The sequence below is a fragment of the Serratia sp. CY43202 genome (assembly GCF_052168755.1).
In the GTDB taxonomy this organism is placed as follows: Bacteria; Pseudomonadota; Gammaproteobacteria; order Enterobacterales; family Enterobacteriaceae; genus Serratia; species Serratia bockelmannii.
Genome location: NZ_JBJNMB010000003.1, coordinates 138,144 through 150,871, shown reverse-complemented (window position 1 = coordinate 150,871; position 12,728 = coordinate 138,144). Strand labels below are relative to the sequence as shown.

Sequence of the window (12,728 nt, the reverse complement as noted above, 5' to 3'; positions counted from 1 at the left end):
CGTATCACTGGAAGAAGGCTTCCAGCTGTTCAAATACCCGCACGTCTTCGCTGTGGCGCTTCACCTGCAGCACGTCTTCCAGCTTTTCTACCTGGCTTATCATTTGCTCCAGCCGCTGATCGTCGGCGACCAATAGCCAAATGCGGCTCTGCTGGCCGTCCTTCAGCGGCAGACACAGAATGCCTTCGACGTTGAACGCGCGGCGGGCGAACAACCCACAAACGTGCGACATGACGCCGGGATGGTTGCGCACGGCCAGCTCCAGGATCACCTGGGGTTTATCTTGTGGTTGCAGCATGGCTTATTCTCCAATCATGTCGATGTTGGCGGCGCCCGGCGGCACCATCGGGAATACTTTTTCGTTGATATCGATCAGCGCGTGGATCAGGCAAGGGCCTGGGCGCTGGATCGCCTCGGCCAGCGCCGCCTGCGGATCTTCCGCAGCATTCAGATCGCAGGTATCCAGCCCGAATCCGGCGGCGATTTTCAGAAAGTCGGTACGCTTCGGATAGGCGGCGGCGAAGATGCGCTGTTGGTAGAACAGGGTTTGCTGCTGGTGCACCAGCCCCAATGCCTGGTTGTTCATCAAAATGATTTTCACGTCCAGATCGTGCTCGACCGCGGTGGCCATTTCCTGAATGTTCATCATCAGGCTGCCGTCGCCGGAGAAGCACAGTACTTTGCGCTCGGGCTTTGCCAACGCCGCGCCGATCGCCGCCGGCAGACCGAAGCCCATGGTGCCCAGGCCGCCCGACGTCAGCCACTGGCGCGGCCGGCTCAGCGGATAGGCCTGCGCAACCCACATCTGATGCTGGCCCACGTCGGTGGTGATAATGGCGCTGTCGTCCACGCAGCGCGCGGCGGCCAGCACCAGGCCGTAATGGCTCAGCGGATCGTCGGCGTTCGGCATGTTGAACGGGAATTCGCGTTTCAGGTCGTTGACGGTGTTCAGCCATGCGCTGCGTGGCTGCGTGTCGATCTGCGGCAGCAACTGTTCCAGCACCTGGCCGACGTCGGCATGGATTGCCACGTTGGCCTGTTTGACCTTGCCCAGCTCGGCGCGGTCGATATCCACGTGAATGATGGCGGCGTTAGGGCAGAACTGCTCGGTTTTGCCGATTGCCCGATCGTCGAAGCGTGCGCCCAGCACGATCAGCAGATCGGCCTCCTGCAGAATGAAGTTGGTGCTGCGCGCCGCGTGCATGCCCAGCATGCCCAGCGACAGCGGGTGTTCCACCGGCATCGCGCCCAGCGCCATCAGCGTCATGGTGGTAGGCAGACCGGCGCGCTCGGCCAGTTCCACCGCCTGGCGGTGAGCGTCGGCGCAGATGATGCCGCCGCCCAGGTAGAGGATCGGGCGTTTCGCCTGGTTGATCATCGTGGCGGCCTGAGAAACCAGCGCCGGATCGAAGCTCGGAGCGGCGTCCGGCACGGCGATCGGCGGCAGTTCTTCCAGGGTAATGGTGGCGGTTTGCACGTCTTTCGGCACATCGATCCAGACCGGGCCGGGGCGGCCGGACTCGGCGATGCGGAACGCGTCGCCAATCACCTGCGGCAGCTCGCGGATATCGCGTACCAGATGGTTGTGCTTGGTGATCGGAATGGAAATGCCGTAGGTATCCACTTCCTGGAAGGCGTCAGTGCCGATCATCGAGGAGGGCACCTGACCGGTGATGCACACCAGCGGAATGGAGTCGAGCTTGGCGTCGGCGATAGCGGTGACCAGGTTGGTGGCGCCCGGCCCGCTGGAGGCGATGCACACCGCCGCCTTGCCGTTGGCGCGCGCCATGCCTTGCGCCATAAAGCCCGCGCCCTGTTCGTGGCGCGCCAGCACGTGGTGAATGCGGGTGCTTTGGCTCAGCGCGTCATACAGCGGCAGCGCCGCACCGCCGGGGATGCCGGCGACGGTGGTGATGCCCTGACGTTCCAGCAAATGAACGATCAATTGTGCGCCGGTGAAGCGGGTACTCGATTGAGGCGTGCCCGAAGTTGCCATGTTCCTGTCCTTTCTCAAGGCCGGTGAGCTTTGCTGGGCAGGGTGCTAAAACAAGAAACCCCGCCCGGTTTGCGCCGGCGGGGTTTGGGAATCGATGCGTTGATTCGGACCCTACGGCGCATTGCCGACGACCACCACCACACGCACGACGACCACCGCGGCTGGTAGCGCGGTAACTAGTAGGGTCGAAGTCAGCGAGGATGCGATCACAGGGAACCTTATCATCAGTAAAAAAAGTCAGGTTTTTATAAAAACACAGGCGCAAAATTCGCACAACAGGTTTATTGGCGCAGCATAAAAAACGCGCGTCAGATCACGCTTTACCCGAAATGCCCAGCACGCGCGCTTCCGGTGCGCTGCCGTCCAGCAGGGCCTGCGTCGGGCCGTCGTAGTAGATGCGGCCGTCGACCACCAGCAGCGTGCGCGGTGCGATGCGTGCGGCGTCGTCGAGATTGTGCGACACCATCAGCAGCGTCAGATTACGCTGTTCGCACACCGTCTGCAGCAGCTGCAACATCTCGTTGCGCAGCGCCGGATCGAGCGCCGAGAAGGGCTCGTCGAGCAGCAGGATCGGCCGTTGGCGAATCAAACAGCGCGCCAGCGCGGCGCGCTGACGCTGGCCGCCGGAAAGCTGCGACGGCAGGCGCTCCAGGTGCTCCTCCAGGCCGACCTGACGGGCGATATGCGCCCGCTGTTGGCGCTGTTGTTCAGTCAGGCGTAGGCCGGGATCCAATCCCAGCCCGATGTTCTGCGCCACCGTCAGGTGCGCGAACAGGTTGTTCTCCTGAAACAGCATCGACACCGGCCGTTTGGCCGGCGGCGTGGCGGTATGATCTTCGCCGTTCAGCAGCAGCCGGCCGCTGGCCGCCGGCAGAAAACCGGCGATCAGGCTCAGCAGGGTGCTTTTACCGGCGCCGCTGGGGCCGAGCACCGCGACGCGCTCGCCCGGCTGGATGCGCAGATCAAAGCGCATCGGCAGGTGTTCATACAGGTAGGTCAGTTTTTCAAGCGTCAGCATGGCGCCCCGGTAAGCGTTCGATCAGGGTAAACAGCAGGAAGCACAGCAGCAGCAGCAGCAGCGCGGTCACCGCCCCGTCGTTGCTGCGGTAGGCGCCAATCTGCTGATACAGGTAAAAAGGCAGGGTACGGAAATGCTCATTGCCAAACAAGGCGACCACGCCGAAATCGCCGATCGACAGCACGCAGGCGAAGGCCAGCGCCTGCGCCAGCGGGCGGCGCAGGGCGCGTAGTTCGATCAGCCGCAGCCGCTGCCAGCCGCGGATATCCAGCGACAGGCACAGCGGGTTGTAACGTTCGGCGAGGTCGCGCATCGGGTTCTCCAACACCTTCAGCGCATAGGGCACCGCCATCAGCGCATTGGTGAGGATCACCAGCGCATAGGGCGACTGCGGCAGCCCGATCGTATCGCTCAGCAGCAGGAAGAAGCCAGTGGCCAGCACGATGCCCGGCATCGCCAGGATCACCATGCCGCTCAGCTCCAGCGCCTGGCCGCCGCGCAGTTGCTGTCGCAGCTTCAGCTCGCGGCTGCTCCACAGCAGCATCATCGTGAGCGCCACGCACAATAGCCCGGCGCCGAGGGCGATGCGCAGCGACGTGAACAGCGCCTGCCACAGCACCGGCTGGCGCAGCACGCTGACGACGGCCTGATTGGCGCCGTCGGCAATCACCGCCAGCAGGGGCGGCAGCAGCAGCAGCAGCGCGGCGGCGATCAGCAGAAAATCGCTGATGCGCCGCCACCGGCTGTCTTCCGGGTTGCGCCAGCGCTGGGCGTGGGTATGGCCCACCGGCAGCACCTGGCTCAGGCGCTGGCTGATCAACACCAGCCCCAGACAACAGCTTAACTGGATCAGCGCCAGCATAGCGGCGCGGCCCAGATCGTAGTCGTAACTCAGCGCCTGGTAGATCGCCAGTTCGATGGTGGTGGCCTGCGGTCCGCCGCCCAGCGACAGCACGGTGGCGAAGCTGGCGAAACACAGCATGAAGATCAACGCGCCGCTCGGCAGGATCTGGCGGCGCAGCGCCGGCCATTCGACGAAGCGAAACTGCTGCCAGCCGCTCATACCCAGTTGGGCGGCCAGTTGGCGCTGCTCCACCGGAATGTTCTCCAGCGCCTGCAGCAACAGGCGGGCGGCCAGTGGCAGGTTAAAGAACAGGTGCGCCAGCAGAATGCCCTGCAGCCCGTAGGGCGAGAAGCCATATTCGACGCCCAGCCAGCCGCACAGCGTCGCCAGCCAGCCCTGGCGCCCATAGACGCTGAGCAGGCCGAACACCGCCACCAGCACCGGCAGTACCAGCGTCATGGCGCACAGCCGCAGCAACAGCTGCCGGCCGGGGAAACGGCGGCGATAGAGCGCGCGCGCCAGCAGAACGGCGGGCAGCACCGAAATCAGCGCTGACAGCAGCGCCTGCCAGAAGGTGAAGCGCACCACGTGCCACAGGTAGCTGTCCTGCCACAGGCCGCGCCAGTCGCTGTCCGGCGCATGGCGCCACAGCGAGCCCATCGCCAGTGCTGCGACCAGCAGGATCACGCCGGCGGCCAGCAGCCCCGGCCAGAGCCAGCGGGGGATCAGCGGCTGACGGCGGTTTGCCATGCCCGGATCCAGCCGCCGCGTTGTGTGGCCACCTCTTCGGCGCTGTATTGCAGCGCGGTATGCGGCACGTTCATCTGCTCAAAACCGACGGGCAGCGGGGTGTTGATCACCGGGTACATCCAGTTGCCGGTCGGGATGGTGTTCTGGAATGCCGGCGTCACCATGAACCGCATGAAACGCTCGGCCAGCCCAGGCTGTTTGGCGGCTTTCAGCTTGCCGGCCACTTCCACCTGCAGGTAGTGGCCTTCGCTGAACGTGGCGGCGGCGTAAAGGTCTTTTTTCTCTTCGATCAGGTGGTAGGCGGGAGAGGTGGTGTAGCTGAGCACCAGATCGCCTTCGCCTTTCAGGAACAGGCCGTAGGCCTCGCTCCAACCTTTGGTGACGGTGACGGTCTTCTTCGCCAATTGCTGCCAGGCGGCCGGCGCCTTGTCGCCATACACTTTTTGCATCCACAGCAGCAGGCCGAGGCCCGGCGTGCTGGTGCGCGGATCTTCGTAAATCACCTTCCAGTCGCGATCGCTGCTGATCAGCTCCTGCAGGCTCTTCGGTGGATTCTTCAGTTTTTCTTTGTTGTAGACGAAGGCGAAGTACCCGTAGTCGTAAGGCACGAAGGTCGTATCCTGCCAGCCGCCCGGCACCGTCAGTTTGGCGGTGTCGACGCCGCTCGGCGCGAACAGGCCGGTTTGCTGCGCCGCCTGCAACAGGTTGTTGTCCAGCCCCAGCACCACGTCGGCGGCGCTGTTCTTGCCTTCCATGCGCAGGCGGTTGAGCAGTGAGACGCCGTCTTCCAGCGCCACGAACTTCAGCTCACAGTCGCACTCGGCTTCGAAGGCTTTTTTTACCGCCGGGCCAGGGCCCCAGTCGGCGGCAAAGGAATCGTAGGTGTAAACCGTCAGCGTCGGCTTGGCGAACACCGGCGCGGCGCATAGCAGCAATAAGCAGGGCAGATATTTTTTGACCACGTTGCACTCCTGAAAAATAAGGGGGCAAGGGTATCTGAGGGGGCGAGGCGGCGTCGCCGGTTCGCTGGGCTCAAATCCCTCCGCCGGTATTGACCGGATCAGGTTCGACGGGTGTGCTCTCAGCGGAAAATCGGGCTTATGCACACGGCCCGACTCACCGCACCCCGTTGAGACGGCGCTATTGTAAAGATTAACCGACCCGGGCGAAAGGCGCTTATGCCTCCGGCGGGGCAAACCAGGCTGACTTGAAGTCGAACCAGCCGAGGGTGTTCATTCGCACGCCGCGCATGCTGCGCTGGCCGTGCAGCTGCAGCCAGTGGTGGAACAGCGGATGTAGCTGGTGGTTGCTGACTAGCCGCTGGCAAAACTCCGCCAGCGGCAAGCGGTTGGCGCGCCATAACTCCGCGTCCTGCGCCAGATCCTCGTTCATGCAGTGCTGCATCAGCGGCAGTTCGTACAGCGTGGCGAACAGCGAAAACTCCAGCGGCAGATAGAAGTTGGCGCTGCCGAGCCACAGATCGCTGCGCGCGTCGCCCTGGTGCCAGGTGGCGTAATCCACGCTTTGTACGATCAGGCGGATGCCGTGCTGCGCCAGCAGCGGTTCGATCGCCTGGCGAATGGCGTGAAACTCCGAATGCTCATTGAAGTGGGTCATCGTCAGTTCAGTCAGCCCCGCCGGTTTGGGTTGCTGCGCCAGCGTGCGGTTGTGGTGCCAGCGCGGCAGCAGGCCGTATGCCGGCGACCAATAGCGCTGGTAGAGCGGCCCGGCGTGGCTCAGCAATGAAATGGGGTTGATCAATTCGCACAGCCAGCTGCGAATGGCGGGGTCGGCGGCCAGCGGGGAACGCTGATCGAACAGCAAGAAATAACAGCCCTCTTCCAGTCGGCTTTCCAGTTCGTTTTTGCCGGTTTCATCGCCCTGCAGCTGCACGCCGGAGTGCACCAGCTCTTCGGAGAACTCCGGCAGCACCCAGATGTTCACCTCGTCGATCAGCGCCCGGTAGCCGAAATAGTCGTCGAAGGCGTGGATCTTCATCTGGCTGGGAAGATTGCGCACCACGCGGTAGGGGCCGGTGCCGACCGGATGGCGGGCGAAGTCCGGCAGTTCGCGCCATTCGCGCGGCAGGATCATGGCCTGCACGCTGCCCAGCAGCCAGGGTAGCCAGTGGTCGGGGCTGCGCAGATGCACGTCGATAACGAACGGCGTCGGCGAGGTGACGCTTTCGATATGTGAGAACAGCGGTTGCGAGGTGAGACGCGAGAGGGAAGTGATGACGTCTGCCATCTCCAGCTCGCGGCCGTGATGAAAATGGATCGCCGGGCGCAGGTAAAACCGCCAGTGCAAGGGCGTCAACGCCTGCCAATGGTGGGACAGATCGGACTCCAGTTCCCCGTTTTCCTCATTTATGCGCGTCAGGCCGTTGAAGATCTGGCGCGCCAAATGGGTTTCCGAACGCCGCAGCGCCGAGCCGGGCAGCAGGTTGTACAACTGCCGGTAGTAGAGCACCCGCAGGATGTGTTTACCCTGGCGGAAGCTGCGCCCCAGCTGCGACAGCAGCATTTGGCGCACCACGTTTTTGTCGCCCACCAGCTGCACCAACTGATCGATGCGATCCTGTTCCAACAGCTCCTCGGCCCGCTGTTGCTGCAGCGCTAGGCCGGTGTAGTGGAAGGTTAACCGTGAACGCTTGCCGCGCCCCGACTCCGCCTGCCAGGTGAGCCAGCCTTCCCGCTGCATGGCGCTCAGCAGGGAGCGCACGTGGCGCCGCGAGCAGCTGAGCACCTCCGCCAGATCCTGCAGGGTGGTGTCGGTGGTTTCACCGTGGCAGCGCTGCCACAGGCGGATGAACTGTTGCTGCAATCTGGACGTGGACATAAAAGAGGAACGCTCCTGCCTCAACTCGTCAATTTTTCTTTCCCTATATTACGCCGATAATTTTCATCAATGAAAGGGGAGGGCGTAATCATGAAAGCTTTCTTATCCAAACAGTTCTATCAGCGCTATTTCAGCGCGGTGCGCCGTCAACGCGCCGACTGGCTGAGCGTGGTGCCCGAACAGGCGCGGCTGGCGATGCTGGCACACCTGACGCAATGGGACATCAAAGAGATGACCGATAAGCAATATCGCGAGCACCTGTAGGGGCTGCGGCAACAAGTTTCTGAGTAATGGTGCTGTTTCACCAGCCAGTGGGGCAACCCACTGGTTTTTTTATGCATGGACATGGCGATGCGCTTGCATTTTTCTTGCCGTGGCCTAAGGTTCTTTCTTCTGCTTTGAGGTCAGGGAAGACGATATGCAACGCCTGAGCCGGTTGTCACTGCGCATTAACCCCATCTTTGCCGCATTCCTACTGATCGCTTTTCTCTCCGGCATCGCCGGCGCATTGCTGACGCCGACGCTCAGCCTGTTTCTGACCACCGAAGTTAAGGTGCGGCCGCTGTGGGTCGGGCTGTTTTACACCGCCAACGCGGTGGCCGGCATCGTCGTCAGCTTCCTGCTGGCCAAACGTTCCGACACCCGCGGCGATCGCCGCAGGCTGATCCTGCTGTGCTGCCTGATGGCGGTCGGTAACTGCCTGTTGTTCGCCTTTAACCGCGACTACCTGACGCTGATCACCGCCGGGGTGCTGATGTCCGCCGTTGCCAACACCGCCATGCCGCAGATCTTCGCGCTGGCGCGGGAATATGCCGATAGCGAGGCGCGTGAAGTGGTGATGTTCAGCTCGGTGATGCGCGCCCAGCTTTCGCTGGCGTGGGTGATCGGCCCGCCGCTGTCGTTTGCGTTGGCGCTGAACTACGGATTCACCGTGATGTTCCTGATCGCCGCCGCCACCTTCACGGTTTGCGTGCTGCTGGTGGGGTTTATGCTGCCTTCGGTGCCGCGCGCGGCGGAAAATGAGGGGCTGCAGGGTGGGGTGTCTGCGCCGATCGCGCCCGCCAGTGCCTGGCGCAATCGCGACGTACGGCTGCTGTTCATCGCCTCAATGCTGATGTGGACCTGCAACACCTTGTATATCATCGATATGCCGCTGTATATCACCGCCGATCTCGGCCTGCCGGAAGGATTGGCCGGGGTGTTGATGGGCACCGCCGCCGGGCTGGAGATCCCGGCGATGCTGCTGGCCGGTTACTACGTCAAACGTTTCGGCAAGCGCAACATGATGCTGCTGGCGGTGGTGGCAGGCGTGCTGTTTTACCTCGGGCTGACGGTACTGGAGAGCAAGCCGGCCCTGATCGCGCTGCAGCTGCTCAACGCGGTGTTTATCGGTATCGTCGCCGGTATCGGCATGCTCTATTTTCAGGATTTGATGCCGGGCCGACCGGGCGCCGCCACCACGCTGTTCACCAACAGTATCTCGACCGGGGTGATCCTGGCCGGGGTGCTGCAGGGCGCACTGGTGGAGAACCTCGGTCATGGCTCAGTGTATTGGATGGCGGCGCTGTTGGCGCTGGCGGCGCTCGGGATGAGCGCCAAAGTGCGTGAAGTGTGAGGTTAAACGACGGCATTCTTGATGCAAGTCATTGAGAAGGCTGAAGCGGACGCCCAAGCTGGAGGCATATGGAGCGCGATCGTTGCGCCCACGCCCGTCTCGCTATTGAGATGCCGCCTTGTTGTTTAGAACAGTGGGAACGTTATGGATAAACTCACACCGCTCAAACCGCTTCCTTCCTTGTGCGCCCTGGCCGCCACGCTGATTATCTGGTTCCTCATTCCCGTACCGGAGGGCGTTGCGCCCAACGCCTGGCAGCTGCTGGCGCTGTTTATCGGCACCATCATCGCCATTATCGGCAAAGCGATGCCGATTGGCGCGGTCTCAGTGATCGCCATCGCCCTGGTGGCGGTGACCGGCGTCACCAATCCCGGCAAGCCGGGCGCCGCGCTGGACGATGCACTCAGCGGTTTTTCCAACCAACTGATCTGGCTGATCGGCTTTTCGATCATGATCTCCCTCAGCCTGAACAAAACCGGGCTGGGCGCGCGCATCGGCTACTATTTTATTTCGCTGTTCGGCAAAAAAACGCTGGGCATCGCCTATGCGCTGACGCTGGCGGAAACCACGCTGGCGCCGGTGACGCCGAGCAACACCGCGCGCGGCGGCGGCATCATTCACCCGATCATGAAATCGATCGCCGACAGTTTCGGCTCCAAACCGGAGCTCAATACCTCCGGCAAGATCGGCCGCTACCTGTCGCTGGTGAACTACAACATCAACCCGGTCACCTCGGCGATGTTTATCACCGCCACTGCGCCTAACCCGTTGATCGTCAGCCTGATCGCCAAAGGCACCCATGGCAGCTTCGAGCTGTCCTGGTCGATGTGGGCGATTGCCGCCCTGGTACCTGGGCTGTGTTCGCTGCTCGTGATGCCGCTGGTCATCTACCTGCTGTATCCGCCGGAGGTGAAAAGCACCCCGGACGCGCCGCGCTTCGCGCGCGAAAAACTGCAGGCGTTGGGGCCGGTGACGCTGCCGGAAAAAATTACCCTCGGGGTGTTCGCGCTGTTGCTGATACTGTGGGCCGGCATTCCGGCGATGATCTTCGGCCCGGCGCTGGCGGTCAATCCCACCACCGCGGCGCTGATCGGCTTGGCGGTGCTGCTGGCCACCGGCGTGCTGAGCTGGGAGGATGTGCTGAAGCATAAAGGGGCCTGGGACACCGTGGTGTGGTTCTCGGCGCTGGTGATGATGGCCAGTTTCCTCGGCAAGCTGGGGCTGATCGGCTGGCTGTCGCAGACCGTGGGCAACGGCATTGACCATATGGGTATGAGCTGGGTGGGCGGTACGATCTTGCTGACTCTCATCTACTTGTATTCGCACTATTTCTTCGCCAGCACCACCGCGCACGTGACGGCGATGTTCGCCGCTTTCTTCGCCGCCGGCATCGCGCTTGGCGCGCCACCGGCGCTGCTGGGCCTGATCCTGGCGTTTTCTTCTTCGCTGATGATGTCGCTGACGCATTACGGCACCGGCACCGCGCCGATCATCTTTGGCTCCGGCTATGTGACGCTGGGAGAATGGTGGAAAGCGGGATGGGTGATGAGTGTGGTTAACCTGCTGATCTGGATGCTGATCGGCGGGGCGTGGTGGAAGCTGCTGGGCTACTGGTGAGGAAAAAATTCACCCGCCGGGCGGCGGGTGAAGGGGATTAATTCAGAAACGCCGGCTGCTGCGCTTCGTAGCGGGAGATGTCCGCTTCGTGCTGCAGCGTCAGGCCGATGCTGTCCAGCCCGTTGATCATGCAGTGGCGGCGGAAGCTGTCGATTTCGAACGGATAGCTTTTGCCGCCGGCGTTGACCGTCTGGTTCTCCAGATCCACCACGAACTCCGTCCCTTCGTTGGCGCCGACCAGTTTGAACAGCTCATCCACCTGCTGCTCGCTCAGCGTTACCGGCAACAGCTGGTTGTTAAATGAGTTGCCGTAGAAGATATCGGCGAAGCTCGGCGCGATCACCACTTTGAACCCGTAGTCGGTCAGCGCCCAAGGGGCGTGTTCGCGCGAGGAGCCGCAGCCGAAGTTCTCCCGCGCCAACAGGATGCTGGCGCCTTTATAGCGTGGCTTGTTCAGCACGAACGCCGGGTTCGGTTGCTGGCCGGCATCGTCGAGGAAGCGCCAGTCGTTGAACAGATGCTGGCCGAAACCAGTGCGGGTGACCTTCTGTAAGAACTGCTTGGGAATAATGGCGTCGGTGTCGACGTTGGCCGCATCCAAAGGCACCACTAAGCCGGTATGTTGAGTAAATTTAGCCACGTTAGCCCCTTAGTGAATATCACGGATGTCGGCGAAGTGACCGGCGACGGCGGCCGCGGCGGCCATCGCCGGGCTGACCAGGTGGGTGCGCCCACCGCGGCCCTGACGCCCTTCGAAATTACGGTTGCTGGTGGATGCGCAGCGCTCGCCCGGATTCAGACGGTCGTTGTTCATCGCCAGACACATTGAGCAACCCGGCAAACGCCATTCGAAACCGGCTTCGATAAAGATTTTGTCCAACCCTTCGGCTTCCGCCTGGGCCTTCACCGGGCCGGATCCCGGCACCACGATGGCCTGCACGCCGCTGGCGACCTTGCGCCCTTTGGCGATCGCCGCTGCCGCGCGCAGATCTTCGATGCGGGAGTTGGTGCAGGAGCCGATGAACACTTTGTCGATCGGCACGTCGGTCAATTTGATGCCCGGCTTCAAATCCATGTAGGCCAGCGCTTTCTCGGCGGAGGCGCGCTCGACCGGATCGTTGAACGATTCCGGCGCCGGGATCGCCTGATTGACGGCGATCACCTGGCCGGGGTTGGTGCCCCAGGTGACCTGCGGTGCGATCTCTTCGGCGCGCAGCGTCACCACGGTATCGAACTGGGCGTCGGCGTCGGACTTCAACGTGCGCCAGTAAGCGACCGCCTGCTCCCAGTTTTCGCCGGTTGGCGCGAACTGGCGCCCCTTCAGGTAGGCGAAGGTGGTGTCATCCGGCGCGACCAGCCCGGCTTTGGCGCCCATTTCGATCGCCATGTTGCACAGGGTCATGCGGCCTTCCATGCTCAACGCTTCGATCGCTTTGCCGCAGAACTCCACCACGTGGCCGGTGCCGCCGGCGCTGCCGGTTTTGCCGATCACCGCCAGCACGATGTCTTTGGCGGTGATGCCCTCGGCGGCGTCGCCGGTGACTTCAATCTTCATGGTTTTGGCCCGGCCCTGCTTCAGAGTCTGGGTCGCCAGCACGTGTTCCACTTCGGAGGTGCCGATGCCGAACGCCAGCGAGCCGAAAGCGCCGTGGGTGGCGGTGTGCGAGTCGCCACAGACGATGGTCATGCCCGGCAGCGTCATGCCTTGCTCAGGCCCGATCACGTGCACGATGCCCTGGAAGGGGTGATTCAGGTCATACAACGAAACGCCGAATTCCGCGCAGTTCTTGATCAACTCCTGCATCTGGATACGTGCCATCTCGCCGCTGGCGTTGATGTCTTTGGTCTGGGTCGACACGTTGTGATCCATGGTGGCGAAGGTTTTGCCGGGCTGGCGTACCTTGCGGCCCATGGCGCGCAGGCCGTCGAACGCCTGCGGCGAGGTGACTTCGTGCACCAGGTGACGGTCGATATACAGCAACGGCGTTTCGTTCGGCGCTTCGTATACCACGTGGGCGTCGTACAGCTTCTGATATAAGGTCTTGGCCAT

Annotated in this window: 12 protein-coding genes and 1 riboswitch; of the genes, 3 read left to right on the top strand and 9 right to left on the bottom strand. The window is 62.6% G+C overall.

The window, feature by feature from the left end; genetic code table 11:
* Positions 1–4: 4 nt before the first annotated feature.
* The 7 genes from ilvN to sgrR all read right to left on the bottom strand — a co-directional run bounded on the left by ilvN (position 5) and on the right by sgrR (position 7,446).
* A complete protein-coding gene (gene ilvN / locus ACJ8J5_RS07185) occupies positions 5–298 on the bottom strand; it encodes an acetolactate synthase small subunit (protein WP_016929110.1) in 294 nt (97 codons plus the stop codon).
* 3 nt (positions 299–301) lie between these two features.
* Entirely contained in the window at positions 302–1,996 is a 1,695-nt protein-coding gene (gene ilvB / locus ACJ8J5_RS07180) for an acetolactate synthase large subunit (protein ID WP_414104738.1), read from the bottom strand.
* A gap of 111 nt (positions 1,997–2,107) precedes the next feature.
* Positions 2,108–2,221 (bottom strand): ilvB operon leader peptide IvbL, encoded by a 114-nt coding sequence (gene ivbL, locus ACJ8J5_RS07175; protein WP_154747116.1) that lies wholly within the window; start codon positions 2,219–2,221, stop codon positions 2,108–2,110.
* 88 nt (positions 2,222–2,309) lie between these two features.
* Positions 2,310–3,014: a thiamine ABC transporter ATP-binding protein ThiQ gene (gene thiQ / locus ACJ8J5_RS07170; protein WP_025301552.1), complete on the bottom strand. Its 705-nt coding sequence runs from the start codon at positions 3,012–3,014 to the stop codon at positions 2,310–2,312.
* The gene (thiP, locus tag ACJ8J5_RS07165; protein WP_089180558.1) at positions 3,001–4,608 is read right to left on the bottom strand and encodes a thiamine/thiamine pyrophosphate ABC transporter permease ThiP; all 1,608 of its coding nucleotides are present in this window, start codon (positions 4,606–4,608) and stop codon (positions 3,001–3,003) included. The genes thiQ and thiP overlap by 14 nt, the downstream gene beginning before the upstream one ends.
* On the bottom strand, positions 4,584–5,570 hold the full coding sequence (gene thiB, locus ACJ8J5_RS07160) for a thiamine ABC transporter substrate binding subunit (protein ID WP_311271576.1): 987 nt from the start codon (positions 5,568–5,570) through the stop codon (positions 4,584–4,586). Before thiB ends, thiP begins: the two co-directional genes overlap by 25 nt.
* Before the next feature lie 57 nt (positions 5,571–5,627).
* A riboswitch (TPP riboswitch) is annotated at positions 5,628–5,747 on the bottom strand.
* Positions 5,748–5,784: 37 nt separating this feature from the next.
* Positions 5,785–7,446, bottom strand: coding sequence for an HTH-type transcriptional regulator SgrR (sgrR, locus tag ACJ8J5_RS07155; protein WP_043135953.1), 1,662 nt, complete (start codon positions 7,444–7,446; stop codon positions 5,785–5,787).
* A gap of 90 nt (positions 7,447–7,536) precedes the next feature.
* On the opposite strand from sgrR, the gene sgrT reads away from it, so the two are divergent.
* The 3 genes from sgrT (at position 7,537) to ACJ8J5_RS07140 (ending at position 10,678) form a co-directional block, all read left to right on the top strand.
* Positions 7,537–7,710 carry a glucose uptake inhibitor SgrT gene (sgrT, locus tag ACJ8J5_RS07150; protein WP_071826098.1) on the top strand — a complete coding sequence of 58 codons (174 nt, stop codon included), beginning with the start codon at positions 7,537–7,539 and terminating at the stop codon, positions 7,708–7,710.
* A 154-nt stretch (positions 7,711–7,864) separates the two neighbouring features.
* Positions 7,865–9,061 carry a sugar efflux transporter gene (locus ACJ8J5_RS07145; protein ID WP_197781132.1) on the top strand — a complete coding sequence of 399 codons (1,197 nt, stop codon included), beginning with the start codon at positions 7,865–7,867 and terminating at the stop codon, positions 9,059–9,061.
* 144 nt (positions 9,062–9,205) lie between these two features.
* A complete protein-coding gene (locus tag ACJ8J5_RS07140; RefSeq protein ID WP_025301557.1) occupies positions 9,206–10,678 on the top strand; it encodes a DASS family sodium-coupled anion symporter in 1,473 nt (490 codons plus the stop codon).
* A 37-nt stretch (positions 10,679–10,715) separates the two neighbouring features.
* On the opposite strand, the gene leuD is transcribed toward ACJ8J5_RS07140, so the two are convergent.
* Together leuD and leuC are read right to left on the bottom strand one after the other, a co-directional pair.
* Positions 10,716–11,318 carry a 3-isopropylmalate dehydratase small subunit gene (gene leuD / locus ACJ8J5_RS07135; RefSeq protein ID WP_346421785.1) on the bottom strand — a complete coding sequence of 201 codons (603 nt, stop codon included), beginning with the start codon at positions 11,316–11,318 and terminating at the stop codon, positions 10,716–10,718.
* Positions 11,319–11,327: 9 nt separating this feature from the next.
* Positions 11,328–12,728: a 3-isopropylmalate dehydratase large subunit gene (gene leuC, locus ACJ8J5_RS07130; protein ID WP_025301558.1), complete on the bottom strand. Its 1,401-nt coding sequence runs from the start codon at positions 12,726–12,728 to the stop codon at positions 11,328–11,330.

What these genes read in the sequence shown, in the direction of transcription:
- ACJ8J5_RS07145 (WP_197781132.1), top strand. Translation starts at nt 7,865, where the DNA reads ATGCAACGCCTGAGCCGGTTGTCACTGCGCATTAACCCCATCTTTGCC.
- sgrT (WP_071826098.1), top strand. Translation starts at nt 7,537, where the DNA reads ATGAAAGCTTTCTTATCCAAACAGTTCTATCAGCGCTATTTCAGCGCG.
- leuC (WP_025301558.1), bottom strand. Translation starts at nt 12,728, where the DNA reads ATGGCCAAGACCTTATATCAGAAGCTGTACGACGCCCACGTGGTATAC.
- ACJ8J5_RS07140 (WP_025301557.1), top strand. Translation starts at nt 9,206, where the DNA reads ATGGATAAACTCACACCGCTCAAACCGCTTCCTTCCTTGTGCGCCCTG.
- thiQ (WP_025301552.1), bottom strand. Translation starts at nt 3,014, where the DNA reads ATGCTGACGCTTGAAAAACTGACCTACCTGTATGAACACCTGCCGATG.
- ivbL (WP_154747116.1), bottom strand. Translation starts at nt 2,221, where the DNA reads ATGATAAGGTTCCCTGTGATCGCATCCTCGCTGACTTCGACCCTACTA.
- ilvN (WP_016929110.1), bottom strand. Translation starts at nt 298, where the DNA reads ATGCTGCAACCACAAGATAAACCCCAGGTGATCCTGGAGCTGGCCGTG.
- sgrR (WP_043135953.1), bottom strand. Translation starts at nt 7,446, where the DNA reads ATGTCCACGTCCAGATTGCAGCAACAGTTCATCCGCCTGTGGCAGCGC.
- thiP (WP_089180558.1), bottom strand. Translation starts at nt 4,608, where the DNA reads ATGGCAAACCGCCGTCAGCCGCTGATCCCCCGCTGGCTCTGGCCGGGG.
- ilvB (WP_414104738.1), bottom strand. Translation starts at nt 1,996, where the DNA reads ATGGCAACTTCGGGCACGCCTCAATCGAGTACCCGCTTCACCGGCGCA.